The 19827-nt window shown below is 63.3% G+C and carries 21 protein-coding genes; 11 read left to right on the plus strand and 10 right to left on the minus strand.

The genetic code is table 11. From position 1 onward, the window contains the following. Positions 1-2 precede the first annotated feature (2 nt). The gene (locus C2L65_RS05345) at positions 3-2042 is read right to left on the minus strand and encodes an NADPH-dependent 2,4-dienoyl-CoA reductase (RefSeq protein ID WP_042311373.1); all 2040 of its coding nucleotides are present in this window, start codon (positions 2040-2042) and stop codon (positions 3-5) included. Between the two features lie 366 nt (positions 2043-2408). Here C2L65_RS05345 and C2L65_RS05350 point away from each other — a divergent pair, with 366 nt between their 5' ends. After that, positions 2409-3197 (plus strand): DUF4397 domain-containing protein, encoded by a 789-nt coding sequence (locus tag C2L65_RS05350; protein ID WP_042311374.1) that lies wholly within the window; start codon positions 2409-2411, stop codon positions 3195-3197. 202 nt (positions 3198-3399) lie between these two features. On the opposite strand, the gene C2L65_RS05355 is transcribed toward C2L65_RS05350, so the two are convergent. Together C2L65_RS05355 and C2L65_RS05360 are read right to left on the minus strand one after the other, a co-directional pair. Then, a complete protein-coding gene (locus C2L65_RS05355; RefSeq protein ID WP_042311375.1) occupies positions 3400-3537 on the minus strand; it encodes an entericidin A/B family lipoprotein in 138 nt (45 codons plus the stop codon). 230 nt (positions 3538-3767) lie between these two features. Continuing rightward, positions 3768-5285 carry a sensor histidine kinase gene (locus C2L65_RS05360; protein ID WP_042311376.1) on the minus strand — a complete coding sequence of 506 codons (1518 nt, stop codon included), beginning with the start codon at positions 5283-5285 and terminating at the stop codon, positions 3768-3770. A 217-nt stretch (positions 5286-5502) separates the two neighbouring features. Here C2L65_RS05360 and C2L65_RS05365 point away from each other — a divergent pair, with 217 nt between their 5' ends. The 5 genes from C2L65_RS05365 (at position 5503) to C2L65_RS05385 (ending at position 7781) form a co-directional block, all read left to right on the plus strand. Then, positions 5503-5679, plus strand: coding sequence for a DUF1328 domain-containing protein (locus C2L65_RS05365; protein WP_007585549.1), 177 nt, complete (start codon positions 5503-5505; stop codon positions 5677-5679). An 88-nt stretch (positions 5680-5767) separates the two neighbouring features. Next, complete coding sequence (locus C2L65_RS05370) at positions 5768-5929, plus strand: DUF1328 domain-containing protein (protein ID WP_012400904.1); 162 nt, start codon at positions 5768-5770, stop codon at positions 5927-5929. Between the two features lie 92 nt (positions 5930-6021). Further along, positions 6022-6567, plus strand: coding sequence for a ferritin-like domain-containing protein (locus C2L65_RS05375; protein ID WP_042311377.1), 546 nt, complete (start codon positions 6022-6024; stop codon positions 6565-6567). Positions 6568-6670: 103 nt separating this feature from the next. Beyond that, positions 6671-7315 (plus strand): response regulator, encoded by a 645-nt coding sequence (locus C2L65_RS05380; protein WP_042311378.1) that lies wholly within the window; start codon positions 6671-6673, stop codon positions 7313-7315. 34 nt (positions 7316-7349) lie between these two features. Further along, positions 7350-7781: a response regulator gene (locus tag C2L65_RS05385; protein ID WP_042311379.1), complete on the plus strand. Its 432-nt coding sequence runs from the start codon at positions 7350-7352 to the stop codon at positions 7779-7781. Positions 7782-7811: 30 nt separating this feature from the next. Here C2L65_RS05385 and C2L65_RS05390 read toward each other — a convergent pair whose 3' ends face one another. The 7 genes from C2L65_RS05390 to C2L65_RS05420 all read right to left on the minus strand — a co-directional run bounded on the left by C2L65_RS05390 (position 7812) and on the right by C2L65_RS05420 (position 15752). Beyond that, positions 7812-9026: an MFS transporter gene (locus tag C2L65_RS05390; protein ID WP_042311380.1), complete on the minus strand. Its 1215-nt coding sequence runs from the start codon at positions 9024-9026 to the stop codon at positions 7812-7814. 97 nt (positions 9027-9123) lie between these two features. Beyond that, positions 9124-9951 (minus strand): phosphodiesterase, encoded by an 828-nt coding sequence (locus C2L65_RS05395; RefSeq protein ID WP_042311381.1) that lies wholly within the window; start codon positions 9949-9951, stop codon positions 9124-9126. A gap of 813 nt (positions 9952-10764) precedes the next feature. Continuing rightward, complete coding sequence (locus tag C2L65_RS05400; protein ID WP_042314617.1) at positions 10765-11817, minus strand: ABC transporter ATP-binding protein; 1053 nt, start codon at positions 11815-11817, stop codon at positions 10765-10767. Next, a complete protein-coding gene (locus C2L65_RS05405) occupies positions 11814-12692 on the minus strand; it encodes an ABC transporter permease (protein ID WP_427910154.1) in 879 nt (292 codons plus the stop codon). The genes C2L65_RS05400 and C2L65_RS05405 overlap by 4 nt, the downstream gene beginning before the upstream one ends. 75 nt (positions 12693-12767) lie before the next feature. Continuing rightward, entirely contained in the window at positions 12768-13592 is an 825-nt protein-coding gene (locus C2L65_RS05410) for an ABC transporter permease (protein ID WP_042314619.1), read from the minus strand. Continuing rightward, on the minus strand, positions 13589-14635 hold the full coding sequence (locus tag C2L65_RS05415; RefSeq protein WP_042314620.1) for an ABC transporter substrate-binding protein: 1047 nt from the start codon (positions 14633-14635) through the stop codon (positions 13589-13591). The genes C2L65_RS05410 and C2L65_RS05415 overlap by 4 nt, the downstream gene beginning before the upstream one ends. Before the next feature lie 43 nt (positions 14636-14678). After that, positions 14679-15752, minus strand: a complete 1074-nt coding sequence (locus tag C2L65_RS05420; protein ID WP_042314643.1) for a LacI family DNA-binding transcriptional regulator — start codon at positions 15750-15752, stop codon at positions 14679-14681. An 818-nt stretch (positions 15753-16570) separates the two neighbouring features. On the opposite strand from C2L65_RS05420, the gene C2L65_RS05425 reads away from it, so the two are divergent. The 5 genes from C2L65_RS05425 to C2L65_RS05450 all read left to right on the plus strand — a co-directional run bounded on the left by C2L65_RS05425 (position 16571) and on the right by C2L65_RS05450 (position 19825). Next, positions 16571-16873: a type II toxin-antitoxin system Phd/YefM family antitoxin gene (locus C2L65_RS05425; protein WP_233446475.1), complete on the plus strand. Its 303-nt coding sequence runs from the start codon at positions 16571-16573 to the stop codon at positions 16871-16873. Next, positions 16860-17150 carry a type II toxin-antitoxin system RelE family toxin gene (locus C2L65_RS05430; protein ID WP_042314621.1) on the plus strand — a complete coding sequence of 97 codons (291 nt, stop codon included), beginning with the start codon at positions 16860-16862 and terminating at the stop codon, positions 17148-17150. The genes C2L65_RS05425 and C2L65_RS05430 overlap by 14 nt, the downstream gene beginning before the upstream one ends. Positions 17151-17264: 114 nt before the next feature. Continuing rightward, complete coding sequence (locus tag C2L65_RS05435) at positions 17265-17885, plus strand: glutathione S-transferase (protein ID WP_042314622.1); 621 nt, start codon at positions 17265-17267, stop codon at positions 17883-17885. 217 nt (positions 17886-18102) lie between these two features. After that, on the plus strand, positions 18103-18294 hold the full coding sequence (locus C2L65_RS05445; RefSeq protein ID WP_007585578.1) for a hypothetical protein: 192 nt from the start codon (positions 18103-18105) through the stop codon (positions 18292-18294). A gap of 127 nt (positions 18295-18421) precedes the next feature. Then, positions 18422-19825, plus strand: a complete 1404-nt coding sequence (locus C2L65_RS05450; RefSeq protein ID WP_042314624.1) for an FAD-containing oxidoreductase — start codon at positions 18422-18424, stop codon at positions 19823-19825. Positions 19826-19827 lie beyond the last annotated feature (2 nt).

Here is a 19827-nt window from a genome sequence, read left to right on the forward strand (position 1 = left end):
GGCTACAACCGCGCGGCCAGTTCCGCGCCTTCGCGAATCGCGCGTTTCGCGTCGAGTTCCGTCGCCACTGACGCTCCGCCGATCACATGAAAGCGCGGCCCATCCACAGTGGATGAGTCGGGCGTAGCAGGGTAGAGATCGCGCAACGACTCCTGTCCCGCGCACACCACAATCGTATCGACATCGAGCCACTGCTCGCTGCCCTCACGCTCGATCAGCATCCCGCGCTCCGTGATCTGCCGATACGTCACGCCATCGAGCATCTGCACCTGGTTGCGCGCGAGCGCCGCGCGATGCACCCATCCCGACGTCTTGCCGAGGCCCGCGCCGAGCTTGCCGGCCTTGCGCTGCAACAACCAGATCTCTCGCACGGGCGCGCAGGCGCGCGGCGCTCTGAGGCCGCCGCGCCCGCTGACGGATAGATCGACGCCCCATTCGTCCGCCCAGCTTTCGCGCGATAGCGGCAGCGGCTCGTCCGCCGGATGCAGCAGGAATTCGCTGACGTCGAAGCCGATGCCGCCCGCGCCAATCACGGCGACGCGCCGCCCGACCTGCGCGCCGCGCAGCACGTCGACATACGACAGCACATTCGGCCCGTCGATACCGGCAATCGCGGGGCGGCGCGGCACGATGCCCGTGGCGACGATCACGTCGTCGAACGCGGAAGCCGCCAGCAGCGCCGGATCGACGCGCGTGCCCAGGCGCACGTCGACGCCGTGCCTGCGCAACTGACTGCCGAAATAGCGGATCGTCTCGCTGAACTCTTCCTTGCCGGGCACGCGCATCGCGAGATTGAACTGGCCGCCGATAGTTGCAGCCGCATCGAACAGCGTCACGCGATGGCCGCGCGCGGCCGCCACGGTTGCCGCCGACAATCCCGCCGGTCCCGCGCCGACCACGGCCACGGCGCGCGGCGGCTGATGCGAAGCGAGCGGGCGGTAGACGAGTTCCGTCTCGCGCCCCGCGCGCGGATTGACGAGACAGGTCGCGCGTTTATTCTGAAACGTGTGATCGAGACACGCCTGGTTGCACGCGATACACGTGTTGATTTCATCCGCGCGTCCTTCGGCTGCTTTCACGACGAACTCGGGGTCGGCGAGCAGCGGCCGCGCCATCGACACCAGGTCGCCCGCGCCTTGCGCGAGCAGGTCTTCGGCGACCTCCGGCGTATTGATGCGGTTCGACACGATCACGGGTACGCCGACGGCCGCCTTCAGGCGGGCCGCCAACGGCGCGAACGCGGCGCGCGGCACGGACGTGACGATGGTCGGCACGCGCGCCTCATGCCAGCCGATGCCCGTGTTGAAAATCGTGACGCCCGCGGCTTCGAGCGCTTTTGCGATCTGCACGGTTTCATCCCACGTATTGCCGCCTTCGACGAGATCGATCAGCGACAGCCGGTACATGACGATGAAACGCTCGCCGCACGCCGCGCGCACGGCTTGCACGACTTCGCGCGCGAGGCGCATCCGGTTTTCCAGACTGCCGCCATAGGCATCGTCGCGCCGGTTCGTGCGCGGACACAAAAACTGGTTCAGCAGATAGCCTTCACTGCCCATGATCTCGACGCCGTCGTAGCCGGCGCGTTGCGCGAGCCGCGCGCAACGGGCGTACGCGCGCACGGTTCGCGCGATGCCGGCCAGCGTCAACGCACGTGGCTTGAACATCGAAATGGGCGACTTCAGCGCGGACGCCGATACGACCAATGGCTGATAACCGTAGCGCCCCGCATGCAGGATCTGCAGCGCGATCTTGCCGCCTTCTTCGTGGACGGCCCGGGTGAGCTTGCGGTGATTGTGCAGATCGAAGACGGAGTTCAGCGTGCCGCCGAACGGCAGCAGCCAGCCTTCGCGATTTGGCGAGATGCCGCCCGTGATGATGAGGCCCGCGCCGCCTTTGGCGCGCTCACGAAAGTACGCGGCGAGCTTCGGGTAATTCCAGAAGCGGTCCTCCATGCCCGTATGCATCGAACCCATCACGACGCGGTTACGCAGGCGCGTGAAGCCCAGATCGAGTTCGGACAAGAGCCGCGGGTAAGACATGCAAGGCACCATGTAAAGTTGGGACGCGCTCGAACGATACACGCGCGCTCCTCGTAAAACCTCCGAGGGAAAATTCTAATCGCCTCCAAACCTCGAGTTCTGGCAGCTGTTTTATTCGCCTGCCGTTGGTAATGAACATCGCGGCACGGCGATTGCTGTCCGCAATCGTCCAATCGATGCGGGCAAGTCGATCCTCAAAGCGCTGGCCGACCTCGTGGACATATGAAAGGCGCGTCGCCATGACGGACGCGCAGTTGCAGCCGTGCGGCGAATAACGACACATAACGTCGACGACGAACGGACGCGATTGCGCAGGCGGCAAGCCGCAGATCAACGGGCTCGAGCCCAATCAGGGAGAGGTGGCAAATGAAGGTTATCAGGACCATGGCGGCGCTCATCGGAGCGGCCGCGCTAGTGTCGGCGTGCGGTGGAGGTTCGAACGACGTCGGCAAAGAACTCGGGTTGCAGAATCCGTTGATCCATTTCGTGCATGCGATTCCAAGCGGCCCCGCTGTCGACTTTCTCGTCAACGGCGGCGCGTTGCAGAAGAACATCTCGTACAAGAACGTGACGAACTTCGCGAACATCAACACGGGACAGACGTCGGTTGCGTATGCAGCGACGGGGACCACGACGGCGTTGGCGAGCGGCACCTTCCCCGATGTCGCGAAGGGCCACGAGTATACGGTGATCGCGGTGCCGGGATCGTCGGGCGCCGACATCGGTCTGATCGACGATCCGTTCGACAAGGGTCTGCTGTCGAACAGCGCGCGCTTGCGGGGCTTCAATGCATCGCTGAACGCGTCCAACCTCGACCTGTATCTGGTGCCCGCGAACAACACGAACATCACAAACGCCAGTCCGACGCTGGCAGGCGTGTCCTTCAAGAACGCGGTGCCCGCGAGCGGCCAGGATTCGGTCTACGTATCGGGCGGCACGTATGTGCTGATCGCGACGACGGCGGGCAGCAAGACGCCGATCTTCCAGTCGAGTTCGTTCGATCTCGCGAACAACGCGGACTGGCTCGTGACGTCGGTACCGATCGGCGGCGTGCTCAGTCAGTTGCTGCCGAACCAGATCCACCTGCTCGTCGCGCAGGGCGGCAACACCACGCAACCGGCGCTTGAGTTGACCAACACGTTGAACGGCCAATAAAACAACGAGGACATGGCCTGAGGTAGCAGGGGGACGGCACGGCGGCTCATGCGAATGGGCCGCCGTTCTGTTTTGCGCGCTTGCTCGTGAAGTCCGTGAGGTTCGCAGCACAGCGCAGGCGTAAAAAACCGCCGCGTGGTACGCGGCGGCGAGTGGTAACGGATGAATCGGATCGGATTGAATCGACCGGGCAGGTGCGATATCAGTCTGAATGCTTTTCGGCCGAATTGGTGATCGCGTTGCCGCCCTTGGAGATGTCCTGGCCGGCGCCGGCCATCGTATTGCAGGCGGCCAGCAGTGTCGTGCCCGCGAGCAGCAGAAGTGCGATGAGTCGTCTCATGAGTTTTCTCCCTATCTGGAATAGTCAGGAATCTTCGACGTATGCTTCGATCGATTCGCGCGCGCCGGTCTGGTCAGGTGTTGCGTTCGACATCGCCCGGTGTGCGCGCCCTGTCGTCCGACCGGGGCGTCGCGCCAGCCGATCCGGTCTGATTCCATGGTAAGAGACGCACGGCCGCGACGCTGTCAGAGGCGCCACGATTTTTGTGTCGGCGCAATCCTACGCGGACATCAAAGGCGTTCGACGGGCGCGTGGCCTTGGGCGTTGGTGTCGTCCGGAACGCGCCTCGGTGCTTCCTCAACGATCTGATCGACGCCCGGACTGTCTTCCTTCGCCACGCCGACGGTCGGCACGGGCAGCACGACGCGTATGTCGGTGCCGTGCAGCTCGCCGCGCCGGATGTCGAAGCGTCCGCCGCGCGCTGCTACGCGTTGACGCATGCCCATCAGCCCATGCGTATGCGTGCGCGTCAGGTCGGCGGGCATGATACCGACGCCGTTGTCGGCGATATGCAGCGACACCTCGCCATGGCCCGTGCCCACATCGATCGTGACCTGCGTCGCGCGTGCGTACTTCGCTGCGTTGGTCAGCGACTCCTGCGCGACGCGAAACAGCGCGATCTCGGTTTGCTCGTCGAGTTGCAGTTCGTCGTCGGGCAGGTGCAGGTCGAGCGCCCAGCCGTTGCGCTGCGCGGCTTCGTCGGCGAGCGTGCGCAGCGCGGTGACGAGGCCGAAATTCGCGAGCACGGTCGGCCGCATGTCCTCGATGATGCGCCGCTTGAGCGCGATGCCCTGATCGAGCGTCTCGAGCGCGCGCGTCAATTTCTCGGCGATCGCGGGGTCGGCGTCCTGAAGCTTGCGCCGCGCCCATGCGACGTCCATCTTGCTCGCCGTGAGAATCGCACCGAGTTCGTCGTGCAGTTCGCGCGCCAGTTGGGTCTTTTCGTTCTCGCTGACGGCCTGCAAGTGCCAGCCAAGCGCTTCGAGTTGCCGCGTGCGCTCGTTGACCAGTTGATCGAGTTCTTCCTGCTGCGTGATCAATTGTTTTTGCACGCGCGCCTGGCTGTCGAGCTGAATGCCGAGATTGCGGAACAGCAGAATGAACAACACGATGTTGAGCGCGGACAGACCCGCCGCGACCAATGTGGAGACGCGCTGGTCGGCGCGGCTAGCGTCGAGCGCGCGCTGCGCGCGGCGCTCTTCGTTGTCGCGCAGCAAAGACAGCGTGCTTGTCACGAGCGACCCATCGACGTTGCTGTTTGCCGCTGCGCCGCCGCATGCGGCGAGATCGAGTGGATGCGGCGCGGCCTGCTGCAACGCATGCGCGCCGCTGCCGATGCGCGCGCCGATCAGCGCGGCGATCTGCGTGAAGCTGGACAGTTCCGCGCTGTCGGCGGCGCGTTTGAAGTACGTGTCGAGCGAACGGATGCCGCGGCGGATGTCGGCGGCGCGCGCGCAATAGCTGCGCGCGTCGGCATCGTCCCTCGTCAGAAGAAAGCGGCTTTCATGCGATTGCAACTGCGCGAGTTGCCCGGCGAGATCGCTGAGCTGCACGCTCGCGTTGCGTGCTTCGAGCGCCGCTTCGTATTCCGACGCGATGCGTTGGCGCGCCGTTTCCAGAATGACGAGACCCCCGCACGTGATGACGATCGCGACCGTCATCGCGATGGCCCAGCTGCGCTGATGCATCCAGTCCGTCAGCCTGGTGGTGAGTCCCGCTTCCGCGCCGTCTGACACTGCCGTCTCCATGCGATGAAGTCATCGACAGTGTAGCGTCGCGCGGCGCGTTTGCGTTCGCACGAGCGTCGCGACGGGCCGCCAGAGGCCTCGCCGAAAGCGGGTGTCGGCGGATTCCCACATGAAAAACAGCGCGCGCCCGAATGCGGGTACGCAAACTGCTCCGTACGATGAGTGCTAGGAATCCATAGCGACCATTCAGCCACATTAGCCAAGGGAGGTTGCCATCATGCTCAAGTGGGCGTTGTTCTTCGCCGTGATTGCCGTGATCGCGGGGCTGCTCGGATTCACAGGGGTCGCGGCAGGTGCTGCGGCTATCGCGAAGTTCCTGTTCGTGGTGTTCCTGATCCTGTGTGTCGTGTTCCTCGTGCTCGGCTTCGTCATCACGAAGAAGATCGTCGATTAGCGAAGCTGGAGAGGCAACTCAGGACAAAGCGCGGGCCGCCTGAACGGGTCCGCCGCCATTCATCGCTTAAACAGGAAGGAGCGTTGTCATGCTGCATTACGCACTCGTGTTCTTCGTGATCGCGATCATCGCCGCTGTGTTCGGCTTCACCGGCATTGCCGCCGGCGCCGCCGAAATAGCGAAGATTCTGTTCTACATCTTCCTGGTGGTGTTCGTCGTCACGCTGCTGCTTGGCGTGTTCCGAACCTAGCGCAAGCCCGCATGGCGCACGCTGCGCCGCCGCATATGACAGACGGCGGCCGCGTGTGCATTTCCCACAATACCGGAACTAGGAGTCAGTCAATGTCGAACGCAACGAAAGGCGAATTCGTGATGGACCTCAAGCGCATTCGTGAACAGGCCCGCAAGGATATGGACGATGGTCCCGTCACGCAGACCTATGGCGCGGACCGCGAGACCGTGCTCAAGCTGCTCAACGGCTCGCTCGCGACGGAACTCGTCTGCGTGCTGCGCTACAAGCGCCACTACTTCATGGCGAAGGGCATCAATTCGGAAGCCGTCGCGCAGGAGTTTCTCGAGCATGCGAACGAAGAGCAGGGCCATGCCGACACGCTCGCTGCGCGCATCGTGCAACTGGGCGGCGAGCCGGACTTCGCGCCGGACAGCCTGTCGAAGCGCTCGCACTCGGAATACAAGGAGGGCAAGAACCTGACCGACATGATTCGCGAGAACCTGGTCGCGGAGCGCATTGCGATCGATACCTATCGCGAGATCATCCGCTATCTCGGCGACAGCGACGTCACGACGCGCCGGATTTTCGAAGAGATTCTGGCCGTCGAGGAAGAGCACGCGGACGATATGGCCGATCTGTTGTCGGGTCGCGAGTGAGGGGGAAGGGTCGCTGGGCGCGAATGCGATGGGCGGCGCGCTCGCCGCGGCCTTCTTTGCAGGCTATGAAGAAAATGCACTTGCACTGCGGTAAACCACATCCATGATTCGAGTGCTGATAGCGGACGATCACGCGATCGTCCGGGGCGGGTTCAGACAGTTCGTCGCTGACGAGCCGGACATGTGCGTCGCGGCGGAAGCATCGACGGGCGACGAGACCATCCGCCTCGTGCGCGAGCAGCCGGACGGCGAGCCTTTCGATGTCGTGCTGCTCGATATCGCGATGCCCGACAAGAACGGCATCGACACGTTGCGCGTGATCCGGCAGATGCGGCCAGAGCAGGGCGTGCTGATCCTGTCGGGCTATCCGGAGAGCCAGTACGCGATCAACCTGTTGCGCGCGGGCGCGAACGGCTATCTGAACAAGGACTGCGAGCCCGACGAGATCGTGCGCGCGATTCGTTCGGTCGCGCGCGGGCATCGTTATCTGTCGGAGGCCGTTGCCGATACGCTCGCAAACAGTCTCGACAAGCCCGCTGCGACGCATCCGCATGAACAGTTGTCGGAGCGCGAGTTCCAGATCTTCTGCAAGCTCGCGTCAGGGCAGATTCCGACCGACATCGCCGGCGAACTGCATCTGTCGGTGAAGACGGTCAGCACGTATCGCGCGCGCGTGCTGGAAAAGATGCACATGACGAACAACGCAGACATGACGTACTACGCGATCAAGAACGGCCTGATCGAATGAACCTGTGATTCCCCGCGAGCATGGAACGCAACCGATGAACGCCGACTCCATCACTGCACACACCGATTCCGGCCGCGCGCCGTTGCGTGTGCTCTTGATCGAGGATTCGCCGCTGATCCGGCGCAGCATCGTCGAAGCGATCGATGCGTCGGGCGTCATGCAGGTGGCAGCACAGGCCGAGTCCGCCGACGAGGCGATCGCGCTGCTGGATGGCGAAGCGTTCGATGCCGTGATCGTCGATCTGCAGTTGAAGGGTGGATCGAGCGTGGCTGTGCTTGCGTATATGCAGAAGGAAGGGCTGATCGAATCGACGTTCGCCGCCGTGCTGACCAACCATGCGCTGCCCGCGTACCGCGAGCGCTGCCAGCAATACGGCGTGCGGCATTTCTATGACAAGTCGTTCGAGTTCGATCGCGTGATCGACGCGCTGCACGACTATGCGCAGGGGCGGCTGGAAGAGCGATAGCAGTTTCGGCGCGGCGACATCAGTTCGCCATCACTCCGTCGCGCCCGAAGCCGCCAGCGGCTCAGGACGTCCGCGCAGATGATTGAACCCGGCAAGCGCGGTAAACAGCAGACCGGCGATACTCACGCCGACCCAACCGAACAGCGGCCACACGAACGCGCCGACGCCCGACCCGACCGCGCCACCGATGAAATAGCAGACCATGAACACCGTGTTCACGCGGCTGCGCGCTTCGGGCTTCAGCGCATAGATGCGCGACTGGTTGGAGATCTGCGCGGCCTGCACACCGACGTCGAGCACGATCACGCCGATCACGAGGCCAATGAGGCTCGTGCCCGACAGCGCGAACACGACGAACGACAGCGCCGCCAGCGCGATTGACAGCGAGACGATGGCGCGCGGCCCGCGCTTGTCGGCGAACTTGCCCGCGAGCGGCGCCGCCATTGCGCCCGCCGCGCCGACGATACCGAACAGACCTGCCGCCTGCGGCCCATAGTGAAACGGCGCGCCCGCCAGCAACAGCGCGAGCGTCGACCAGAACAGGCTGAACGCGGCGAACAGCGCGGCGCCCGTCATTGACGCTTCGCGCAGGCCGCGCAGTTCGACGGTGAGATGCCACATCGAGCCGAGCAGCTGTCCGTAGGCAAGCGTCGAGGTCGGCTTGCTGCGCGGCAGCCGCGCGATGATGACGGCGGCAAGCACCAGCAGCGCAACGATCGATGCGCCGAATACCGCGCGCCAGCCAAGGTACTGGCCGACGAAGCCGGCTGCCGTGCGCGCGAGCAGAATGCCGAGCAGCAGTCCGCTCATTACTGTGCCGACGGCATGGCCGCGTTGCGACGGCGGCGCGAGTTCGGCGGCGAACGGCACGGCCTGCTGCGCGATTGTCGCGAGAATGCCGATCGCGAGACTCGCGACCACGAGCACCGACAGATTCGGCGCGGCGGCCGCGAACAGCAGCGCGACGCACAGGGCGGCGATCTGCAGCAGGATCAGCCTGCGACGGTCGAAGCGGTCGCCGAGCGGCGCGAGCAGCAGCATGCCTGCCGCGTAGCCGAGCTGGGTCATCGTCGGCACCACGCCGATCCACGATGCGCTTTGCGGAAACGACAGACGGAAGTCGTCGAGCAGCGGCTGGTTGTAGTAGATGTTCGCGACGGAGACGCCGGCGATCGTCGCGAGCAGTAGCAGAAGGCCGCTCAGCGATCGGTCGGTTGCGGCGTGGTCGGAGGCGGGTGTGGACATGACGCGGCGGCCGGCGAGGCGCCGGCGGGAGAGAGTCGAGCGTGCCGATGATACCGGAGTGGGGCGGATTGTGCTGGATGGCACGCCCGGCGCGGGCTCAGTCGATCAACGATCCTTCGGGTTCATAGAATGGATAGGGGCCGTCGGCTGCATCGACATACGCGTGATGCGTGATGAGCCCGTTCACGCTGTCGTAGCGGTGTAGCGCGAATGCGGGCGGCTCCATCATGAAGGCCGATGGCGCGTCGTCGCGCAGATCGAGCGCCACTTGATGCGCGGGCGCGGGCACCGCCGATGCGATTGTGCCGCCGAAGCGGACGAACATCGGGCGATGTACATGGCCGCAGATCACGCGTTCTACGTTCGAATGACGTGCGATGAGCGTCGCGAGTTTTTTTGCTGAGGTCGGTTCGAGCCGCAGCGCGTCCATGTGGCCGATGCCCGACACGAATGGCGGATGATGCAGCGCGACGATCACGGGTTTGTCGTGGGCCGTTTTTAGTTGCTCTTCGAGCCAGGCGAGGCGCGTGTCGCAGAGCAGGCCGGCGCTTTGGCCGGGGACCATTGAGTCGAGTGCGATCAGGTGGAGTGGGCCTATGTCGACTGTGTATTGGATGAACTTGTCGTTGGTGTGGAGTTCTTTGCGGTCGTTGAAGGTGGCGCGCAGTGCGGCGCGGTCGTCGTGGTTGCCTACTAGCAGGTAGTACGGGATTTCTAGCGGTGCTAGCAGGGACTTCAGATGGACGTATTGTTCGGGCTCGCCCTGGTCGACTAGATCGCCGGTGATGATGATTGCGTCTGGCGCTGGGACGAGCGCATTCAGGCGCTCTACGCAGCGCGTCAGGTACGCCGCCGTGTCCACGCGGCGGTAGGCCAGCGCGCCCGGGCGTTTGATGTGCAGATCGCTGATCTGGGCTATTAACATGGGGTTCCTCGTTTGGCTGTTTGTGTCTGCGACGCTGTTAGGGTGTTCTTGGGTTTTCGCTGGCGATTTGTCCTCGTGCTTCGGGCGTTGCCGGTCGGTGTTTTGGCGTTTTCGCTGGCATCCGCGATTTGTTAGCGTGCTTCAGGCGTCGCCCCTGTGCGGGGCGGCACCTACTTTTCTTTGCCGCCGCAAAGAAAAGTAGGCAAAAGAAAGCGGCTCACACCGCCAGTTCTTGTTCCTGCCTGAGGGCCCCCAGAGGTTCTTACACTTCACGCGGCAACCACGTGACCCACGTTCGTTGCCAGCGCTCTTGCGGTACGCCTCACCCGCTTCATATGTCCGCGTTGCAGCACGCCTTGCCAGGTAGTCCACGGCCGCCCAGGTGGCAAACTGTGTGTCGGCCCCTTGTACTCCACACGCATCACTTCGGACCGAGAGCGCACGCCTCGATGTAACAGCGCCGAGCTATACGACGCGACAACCTACACACAGTTTGCCACCTGGGCGGCATATACCATTCGCTGCCGCTTGCCCGAGTACGGGTATTCGAAGCGGGTGAGGCGTTCGTTCGAAGCGTTGGCAACGAGCACCAACCAGGGCACTGCCGTGTGAAGCGTAGGACCGGTTGGGGGCCCTCAGGCAAACACACGAGCTGGCGGTGTGAGCCGCTTTCTTTTGCCTACTTTTCTTTGCGGCGGCAAAGAAAAGTAGGTGCCGCCCCGCACAGGGGCGACGCCTGAAGCACGCTAACAAATCGCGGATGCCAGCGAAAACCCAAACCGAACCGAACCAAACCAAACCAAACCCAAAAACCTACGATAACGCAATCAAAGCATCCTTAGCGACAGAAACCCCAACAACCGTGCCACGAGCAAGTTCAACTCTCCCAGGCACATCAACAACAATCAGATCAGGCGCCGCATCGCGAATAGTGAGCCGCGTGCGCTCACCCAGAAACGCCGCAGCATCGACGGTCCCGCGCAACTGCGCATCAGCAAGATCAGCAAGCCACGCGTCTTCAGGCCGAAAAAACACCTCATCACCGTGAGGCATAACCCGAGTAGCATGCGTCAGCGGCAAAGGAATAGCGCCACCCGTCGTGGCAAGCAACCCATCCCGCGCCTGCCCCGCCACGCGATTAATAGTCCCAACAAACTGCGCAACATTCCGGTTAGCCGGCCGATAATAGATATCCCGCGGCGTGCCGATCTGCTCAATGCGCCCCGCGCTCATCACCACGATACGGTCGCCCAGCTCCATCGCCTCACCCTGATCGTGCGTCACATAAACCGTCGTAATCCCAAGCTCGCGCAGCAGCGCATTCATCTCCCCGCGCAACGTGTCGCGCAGACGCGCATCGAGCGCCGTCAGCGGCTCGTCGAGCAACAGCACCCGCGGCTGCGGCGCAAGCGCCCGTGCCAATGCGACACGCTGCCGCTGGCCGCCGGAAAGCTGATCGATGGGTTTGTCGGCGTGATCGGTGAGCCGCATCATCGAGAGCAACTCGTCGACGCGCTGCCGCGCCACGTCCACATCCACGCGCTTGATTTTCAGCCCATAGTTGATGTTGCCGCGCACGGTCAGGTTCGGAAACAGCGCGTAACTCTGGAACACCATGCCGACCTGGCGTTTCTCGATGGGCAACGTCGTGACGTCCTCGTCGCCAAATGCAACGCGCCCGCCCGCGTCCGGCTGTTCGAGGCCGGCAATCATGCGCAATGTCGTCGTCTTGCCGCAACCCGACGGCCCGAGCAGCACCAGCGTTTCGCCCGCGCCAATCGACAGATCGAGCGGCTCGAGCACGCGCGTGCCGCGAAACGTCTTTGCGCAGCGCGTCAGAGTGATGGGAATGGAAGCGAGTTTCATGGCTGGTCTTCTGCGGATGAGGTCGTATCGATGGCGCGTGTCTTCTTCTGCCGCGTGTTGCGCTGACCCGTCGCATCGACGCCGAGCCATTGCATCGCGACGAGCAGCGGCATCGTCATGATGAAAAAGAGAATGGTGTAAGCACTGCCGATCTCGATGCGCAGCGAAGCATAGGTATCGGCGAGACCCACGGGCAGCGTCTTCGTTTCGGGCGTGTGCAGCATCCACGTGAGATTGAATTCGCCGATCGACAGCGTAACGACAGCCAGCGCGCCCGCCACGATGCCAGGCCGCACGTTCGGCAGCACGATCGTGATGAAACGCTGAAAGAAGCTCGCGCCCAGGCTCGCGGCGCCTTCTTCGAGCGTACGCAGTCCGGCGCTCGCGCACACGGCGGCGACCGCGCGCACCATGAACGGCAGCGTGAACACCACATGCCCGACGACGATGAACGCGACACTCATGCGGAACATCGTGAAGCCGCCATACACGACGAGCAGCGCGAGCGCGGACGCGAGCCCGGGCAAGGCGATCGGCAGCACGAGAAATTCTTCGATGATGCGCGAGACCCGCGACTCGCTGCGCGCGAGCACGTAGCCAGCGGGCACGCCCGTCAGTAGTGTGATGACGAGCGTCGCGAGCGCGATTTCGAGCGAGAGGAACACGGACGCGTGATACTGCGTCCACACTTCGCCGAGCCAACGCAACGTGAGACCGCTCGCGATGCCCTGAAAATAGTTCACCGTGAGGCCCGCGAGTATCGACATCACGACGGGCACGATCAGAAACGCACACAGCAGCAACGTAACGAGCCATTGGCCCGCCGCGAGCCACGTGCGCGACGAGGGCAGGGCGAACGCGCGCTTGTGCTGCATCTGAGGCGCGTTCGTGGTTTGAGCAACGGAATTCATGCGAGTGTCTTCATTCGACATGGAAAAGAATCGGCCCAATCAGGCCGTCGCCGCCACGGCCGAGCCGCTGACGCTGCGCGCGACATACAGCACGATCCACGTGACGATCCCGAGCACGATCGACAGGCCCGCCGCCGTCACCATGTTCGCGTTGAGCGTGAACTCGGTGTAGATGGTCATCGGTAGCACGTCGATGTCGGTGGCGAGCGTGAACGCCGTGCCGAACGCGCCCATCGCCGTCGCGAAGCACACGGCGCCCGCCGCGATCAGACCGGGCGACAGCGCGGGCAGCACGATGTCGCGCATGATCCGCCACGGCGACGCGCCAAGCGAGCGCGCGGCTTCTTCGAGTGACGCATCGAGCTTGGTCGCCGACGCCATCACCGTGACGATCACGCGCGGAATCGAGAAGTAAAGGTAGCCGATAAAGAGGCCGGTCATCGAATACGCGAAGACCCACTTGTCGCCCGTGAGCTTCAGCGACAGCGCGCCGATCAAACCCTGGCGTCCCGCCAGCATGATCACCATGAAGCCGACCACGACGCCCGGAAATGCAAGCGGAAACGTCAGCAACGCGAGCAGCGTGCGCTTGCCGGGAAACTCGCGGCGCGCGAGCAACAGGCCCGAGATCACCGAGAGCGCGAGCGTCGTCGCCGTCACCGCGGCCGACAGCATGACCGTCGCGAACAGGCTCTTCATATAGCGAGCGTTCGCGAGCATCGCGCCATACGTCTTCAGCAGATGACCGTCGGCGCTCACCTGCACGAGCGCCGTCATCGGCAGCAGCCAGAACGCGATGAACACGGCGAGCGCCGGCGCGATCAACGCGATGCGCCAGCGTAGCGGGAACGTGATGTCGTTCAATGCATCACCTGCAGATACTGCTCGCCGAATGCCTGCTGCTTCTCTGCCATCTTGGCGAAATCGACGGCATGCGCGCGCGCATAGTCGCTGGCGGGCAGGAACTTCGAAGCGGCGTCGGGCGTCATCGCGTTGGCGCGCACGGGGCGCAGATACGCGTTCGCCCACAGCTTCTGGCCTTCGTCCGACAGCACGAAATCGAGTACCTTCTTGCCGTTCGCGTCGTGCGGCGCACCCTTCACGAGGCTCATCACGTACGGCACTTCGATCGTGCCTTCCTTCGGAATCACGAACTCGACGTTCGCGTGATCCTTGTACTTCGCGCGGTACGCATCGAAGTCGTAGTCGAGCAGGATCGGGATCTCACCCGACAGCACGCGCGCGTAGGCCGTCTGCTTCGGCACGATCGGCTGGTTGGCCTTCAGTTTCGCAAACCAGTCGAGTCCCGGCTTGAAGTTGTCGAAGCTGCCGCCGAGCGCCTGATTCACGGCGACGGCGCCTGCATAGCCGACGAATGCGCTCGACGGATCGAGGTAGCCGATCATCCCCTTGTACTCGGGCTTGAGCAGGTCGGCCCACGAACGCGGCACGGGCTTGCCTTCGAGCGCGTCCTTGTTGACGAAAAAGCCCAGCGTGCCCGAGTGGATCGCGAACCAGTAGCCTTGCGGGTCCTTCAGGTTCGCGGGAATGTCGTTCCAGTGGGCGGGCTTGTACGGCGCGATCACGCCCTTGTCCTTCGCCTGGAATGCCGACGACACACCCAGATACACGACATCCGCCACGGGGCTTTTCTGCTCGGCCATCAACTGCGCGATCGACTGGCCGGAATTCTTGTTGTCGAACGGTACGTGGACGCCTGTCTTTTGCTGGATGGCGTTGATCTGACTCGCCCAGTCGGCCCATTCGGGCGGGCAGTTGTAGCAGATCGCGGTTTCTTCGGCGTGCGCGAGTTGCGGTGCAGCCAGCGTCAACACGAACGACGATGCAACCAGCGCGGCGCGCGCGACGCGCAACGCTGTAATACCGATGGAGGAACGGCGGTTCACGACAGGTCTCCCGGAGGTGGAAAAGGGGTGTTTTTAAAGGGGATTACGCAGGCGAGCGGACGATGCGGTTCAACGTTGCGCCCGACGTGTCGGAGATCGCCGCGACCGTCGCGCCTTCGCGCAGCGTGTGCGGCAAGGTCAGCGACAGCGACGGCGCGTGCAGCGCGTCGTCGAAGCCGGAAGGCTGCGAGCCGTCGAGCCGCGCGATCAGCCGCCGCCATGCCGCGCAGCCGATTTCCCGGTTCGGCGCGCAGACGCTCGCGAGCGGCGGCGACAGCAGTTCGCCCATCGCGAGGCCGTCGAAGCCGAGAATCGACATGTCGTCGGGCATTTGCAGGCGCGCGCGGCGCAGGCCGCGCATCACGACCATCGCGAGCAGATCGTTCGAGCAGAAGAGGGCCGTCGGGCGATTCGGGCCCGTCGTCAGATGGTTCAGCACGGCGGGCGCGAGTTCGTCCGCGTTGAAATCGATTTCGAGCGCGGGTGCGGGCGCGAGGCCGGCGTGCTGCATCGCTTGCGTGTAGCCGAGATGGCGTAGCCGCGCGCGGTCGGACGCGGCGAGCGTGCCCGCCAGCATCAGGATGCGGCGATGGCCGTGCGCGATCAGCATGCGCACACCGTCGTATGCGGCTTGCCGGTTGTCGACGGACACGGACGGGCGGCGCACGGTGTCGTTGTGCATCAGCACGTACAGCATGCCGTCGCGGTCGAGTTCGTCGAGCAGCGGGTGTGTGTCGGCATCGGCCACCGTCAGGATCAGGCCTTCGACGCGCTGTTCGCGCAGCGTTTCGATTGCGTGGCGTTCGCGGTCGGCGTCGTATTGCGTGGTCATCAGCATCAGCCGGTAGCCTTGCGCGGACGCCAGCTCGTCGATGCCTTGCAGGCATTCGGCGAACACGGGATTGGCGAGCGTCGGCAGCACCACGCCGATCAGGCGCGAGCGCTCGCCGCGCAACTGGCGGCCGAGCGGGCTCGGGCGGAAGTTGAGGGCGTCGATCGACTGACGCACTTTTTCGAGGGTCACGGGGTTGACCGTGTGCGGCGCGTTGATCGCGCGCGAGACGGTCGCAATCGAAAAGCCCGCGTGCGCGGCGACATCCTTGATCGTGGGCGTCATCGTTGGGTTCCCGTCAGCGTGTGCCGCGCGCCACATCGAGGGGCGTGCGTCGTTGTAAACGTTTTCGTGGGGCGGATTATCGGGAACGTTTGTGACGGGTCGATGAATGCGCGCCGGGTCGCGGACGGGCGAAACTGGGGTTCGCGCCGGTTTGGTCAGGCTGCGGCGCGATGGTAGAATCGCGTCCGCCCTGCCGGGGTGATGAAATTGGTAAACATAGCGGACTTAAGGCATTGAGTGCCCAGCCGGAAACGGCCGGTGCAGAACCCTTCAAATTCGGCGAAACCCCTGAACGCGCGATTCACGCCGTGCAACGAGGCAACGCCGAGCCAAGCCCGTTTTCTTTCCTGCTGATGCGGGACGGAAGGCGCGGAAGGTGTAGAGACTAGACGGAGGGCGCCTAATGAGATGCGGCGTGCAATACGCGCATCGCGATGGCGAAGGCATAGTCCAGCGCACGAACGTTTGCTTTTCTGGTTGAAGCAGACGGCGTCGAAAGACGTAGTGTGACGAAAATCCGCCGCTTAACAGCTTGCCGGTTCGAGTCCGGTCCCCGGCACCAGATGGTGTTCCTGCGAATGCAGTTGGATTCTGAAAACCGCGATAGCGTAAAGGCTTCGCGGGTTTTTTTGTTTCCGGGTGAGAGTGAATTTGTTAGCAGTAGGGGATGAGCGTGCGCACTTGCGCGTGTATCATACTGTATGAATATACAGATCAACGAGTTCGGATCCTGGCTTTACATGACCAAATAAAAGACCTATATTTAGGTCTTTAAGATCCGTCGACCGCGTCGAAAAACATCGAAGCAGTCGAACTCGATGAACGAATATTGGATCTGCCACGGCGTTGGTCAGGCGCGGCAGAGAGAGGCCAGCATTATGGAAAGCATTCTTGCACGCACTTCGATTGGCATCAGCGAGCTCAAGGTTAATCCCACGGCAGCAATTGAGCAGGCAGACGGTCCGGTCGCGGTGCTGAATCGAAACAAGCCGGTCGCGTACCTGATCCCTGCGGCCGAATGGGAAGCGATTTGCGAGCGACTCGAAGATATCGAGCTGGCCGAGATCGTCAGGGCGCGAAGCGGCGAGAAAGCCGTGAGCGTAAATCTTGACGATCTATAAACTGCAGTTTCTTGAATCTGCTCAAAAGGAATGGAGCAAGCTCGATAACACGGTGCGCTCACAGCTAAAACGCAAGCTGGCCGAACGGCTGGAGAACCCGCGCGTTGAGTCGGCAAGGCTGAGCACGATGCCTGACTGCTACAAAATCAAGCTTGCTGCCTCGGGTTACAGACTGGTGTATCAAGTTGTGGATCGTACCGTGACGGTCACGGTGATTTCCGTTGGCAAGCGCGAAAGAAGCGCAGTCTATGCTGCAGCAATTGCGCGCCTGATGTGAATGAAAGCTCGCCTCGGCGGGCTTTTTTTGTTGTCGGAATCAGCGCCATCGCCATCACCCGCCCATTCGTCTACAGTATCCCGCTGACACCCAACCCCAACGGGAGAAAGCAGCATGCAACTGATCGGCATGATGGATTCGCCGTACGTCCGGCGCGTCGCCATTTCACTCGCGGTGCTCGGCCTGCCGTTCGAGCACGAGAGCGTGTCGGTATTCCGGCACTTCGACACGTTCGCGAAGATCAATCCCGTGGTCAAGGCGCCGACCTTCATCGCCGACGACGGCACGCTGCTGATCGATTCGTCGCTGATCCTCGATTATCTGGACACTCTGAGCCCGCCCGACAGGCGCCTGATACCCGCCGCCCCAGGTGAGCGCCTGAAGGCGCTGAGCCTGATCGGCTTCGCGCTCGCCGCCTGCGAAAAGACGATGCAAAACGTCTACGAGTTGAACCTGCGTCCCGCCGAGCGCCAGCATCAACCGTGGATCGACCGCGTCCAGAAGCAGCTGTTCGCCGCATACGACCATCTGGAGGCAGCCATCGCGGGCCGCGAAGGAAACGGCTGGCTGCTGGGCGACCGTCTGATGCAGCCGGACATCACGCTGGCCGTCACGTGGCGCTTCCAGCAGTTCATGCTGCCCGATCTCGTCGATCCCGCACGTTACCCGGCGCTTGCCGAATTCTCGAAGCGTGCCGAAGCATTGCCGGAATTCGTCGCCACGCCGCTCGAATGACCGTTCTTTTACGGCTCGGCAAAGGCCCACACAACCGGCTGCGCCGAGCCCAAAACCATATGGCGCAAGGCGTTGCGGGATTGTTCTGCTCCGTCGACAACTATCTTCGCGATTAGCTCATTTATCCCTAACACTTCGCTCTCTACAATCCACCCATCGAAACTTGTATGCAGATCGACACCGTGCCCGATACGCGGCGTCATTGATGGGAGTAGCCATGAGAGCGATCATCGAACGACAGCTTTATCACCCGGCAGTGGTGCTGCCGATGGTGTCGCTCATCCAGATCATGGTGCAGGTCGACTTCAATCTGAGCCAGGCGGGTTTCGTCGTCGCGACGAACGGTGCGCGCGCCGCGTTGCAACGTTCGCGCGAACTGATCTGCTCGCTGCATCATTGCGATGCATGATTCGCGCGGCGTGATGCGCTGAACGAAGTCCGAACGACCCACGCTCCACCACCGGGACTCACCACTTCGAGAAACACACGGCAGGCGTAAGATGACCGACTCGCACACGCGATTCGGGAGATCTGCCATGCCACAGCATTTCGACGCCATCGTGATCGGCACGGGACAGGGCGGTTCGCCGCTCGCCGTGCGTCTTGCGGAAAACGGCCGCAAGACGGCCGTCATCGAACGCGACAAGTTCGGCGGGACCTGTGTGAACGTCGGCTGCACGCCGACCAAGGCGTATGTGGCGAGCGCGCGCACCGCGCATGTCGCGCGCCGCGCGGCCGATTACGGCGTGCGCATCGCGGGCGATGTCAGCGTCGATCTGGCGCAGGTGAAGGCGCGCAAGGACAAGATCATCGGCCAGTCGCGCGACGGCGTCGAAAAATGGCTGCGCAATACCGGGAATGTCACCGTCTTCAAAGGCCATGCGCGTTTCACCGGCGCGCATGCGCTCACCGTCACCGATCCCGAAAGCGGCAACGTGCTGGCCGAACTGCAGGCCGACGAAATCTTCATCAACACAGGCACGCGCGCCGTCATTCCGAAGCTCGAAGGACTCGAGCGCATCCGCTATCACACCAACTCGACGCTGCTCGATCTGACTGAATTGCCTGAACATCTGGCCGTCGTCGGCGGCAGTTATATCGCGCTCGAATTCGCGCAGGTGTTCCGCCGCTTCGGCAGCCGCGTGACGGTGATCGTGCGTGGCGATCGCGTGCTCACGCGCGAGGACGAAGACTTCGCGCGCAACGTGCAGAAAGTGCTCACACGCGAAGGCATCGAATTCCGCTTCGGCGCCGAGCCCTCACTTGTCGAGCCGTTGCACGAAAGCGGCGACGGCGTGCGTGTGTTCTTCGGCGCCGATGCCGCGTCGCTCGAAGCATCGCATCTGCTGTTCGCAACAGGCCGCCGCCCGAATACCGACGATCTCGGTCTCGACGCGGCCGGCGTCAATGTCGATAAGCACGGCACGATTCCCGTCGACGGCCAGTTGCGCACGAACGTGCCCGGCGTGTGGGCGATCGGCGACGCGAACGGGCGCGGCGCGTTCACGCATACGTCTTACGATGACTATCAGATTGTGTCGGCGAATCTGTTCGACGGCGGCAAGCGCAGTGTCGACGACCGCATCATGGCGTACGCCGTGTTCGTCGATCCGCCGCTCGCGCGCGTCGGCATGTCCGAGCACGAGGTGCGCGCGAGCGGCCGCGATGCGCTGATCGCGACGATGCCGATGACGCGCGTCGGCCGCGCGCGCGAGAAGGGCGAGACGGATGGCTTCATGAAAGTGCTCGTCGACAACGCGTCGAAGCAGATACTCGGCGCGACGATCTACGGCGTCGACGGCGACGAAGCGATTCACACGTTCATCGACATCATGACGGCGCGCGCGCCCTACACGACGCTGCAGTTCGCGATGCATATCCACCCGACGATCAGCGAGCTGGTCCCAACGCTGCTCGACGGCCTCGTGCCGCTGAAGTGAGG

The organism is Paraburkholderia terrae (assembly GCF_002902925.1).
Classification (GTDB): Bacteria; Pseudomonadota; Gammaproteobacteria; order Burkholderiales; family Burkholderiaceae; genus Paraburkholderia; species Paraburkholderia terrae.

Bases quoted from the DNA above. Each gene is read 5' to 3' on its own strand.
- C2L65_RS05345 (WP_042311373.1), bottom strand. From the start codon at position 2,042: ATGTCTTACCCGCGGCTCTTGTCCGAACTCGATCTGGGCTTCACGCGC.
- C2L65_RS05350 (WP_042311374.1), top strand. From the start codon at position 2,409: ATGAAGGTTATCAGGACCATGGCGGCGCTCATCGGAGCGGCCGCGCTA.
- C2L65_RS05355 (WP_042311375.1), bottom strand. From the start codon at position 3,537: ATGAGACGACTCATCGCACTTCTGCTGCTCGCGGGCACGACACTGCTG.
- C2L65_RS05360 (WP_042311376.1), bottom strand. From the start codon at position 5,285: ATGGAGACGGCAGTGTCAGACGGCGCGGAAGCGGGACTCACCACCAGG.
- C2L65_RS05365 (WP_007585549.1), top strand. From the start codon at position 5,503: ATGCTCAAGTGGGCGTTGTTCTTCGCCGTGATTGCCGTGATCGCGGGG.
- C2L65_RS05370 (WP_012400904.1), top strand. From the start codon at position 5,768: ATGCTGCATTACGCACTCGTGTTCTTCGTGATCGCGATCATCGCCGCT.
- C2L65_RS05375 (WP_042311377.1), top strand. From the start codon at position 6,022: ATGTCGAACGCAACGAAAGGCGAATTCGTGATGGACCTCAAGCGCATT.
- C2L65_RS05380 (WP_042311378.1), top strand. From the start codon at position 6,671: ATGATTCGAGTGCTGATAGCGGACGATCACGCGATCGTCCGGGGCGGG.
- C2L65_RS05385 (WP_042311379.1), top strand. From the start codon at position 7,350: ATGAACGCCGACTCCATCACTGCACACACCGATTCCGGCCGCGCGCCG.
- C2L65_RS05390 (WP_042311380.1), bottom strand. From the start codon at position 9,026: ATGTCCACACCCGCCTCCGACCACGCCGCAACCGACCGATCGCTGAGC.
- C2L65_RS05395 (WP_042311381.1), bottom strand. From the start codon at position 9,951: ATGTTAATAGCCCAGATCAGCGATCTGCACATCAAACGCCCGGGCGCG.
- C2L65_RS05400 (WP_042314617.1), bottom strand. From the start codon at position 11,817: ATGAAACTCGCTTCCATTCCCATCACTCTGACGCGCTGCGCAAAGACG.
- C2L65_RS05405 (WP_427910154.1), bottom strand. From the start codon at position 12,692: ATGCAGCACAAGCGCGCGTTCGCCCTGCCCTCGTCGCGCACGTGGCTC.
- C2L65_RS05420 (WP_042314643.1), bottom strand. From the start codon at position 15,752: ATGACGCCCACGATCAAGGATGTCGCCGCGCACGCGGGCTTTTCGATT.
- C2L65_RS05425 (WP_233446475.1), top strand. From the start codon at position 16,571: ATGAACGAATATTGGATCTGCCACGGCGTTGGTCAGGCGCGGCAGAGA.
- C2L65_RS05435 (WP_042314622.1), top strand. From the start codon at position 17,265: ATGCAACTGATCGGCATGATGGATTCGCCGTACGTCCGGCGCGTCGCC.
- C2L65_RS05445 (WP_007585578.1), top strand. From the start codon at position 18,103: ATGAGAGCGATCATCGAACGACAGCTTTATCACCCGGCAGTGGTGCTG.
- C2L65_RS05450 (WP_042314624.1), top strand. From the start codon at position 18,422: ATGCCACAGCATTTCGACGCCATCGTGATCGGCACGGGACAGGGCGGT.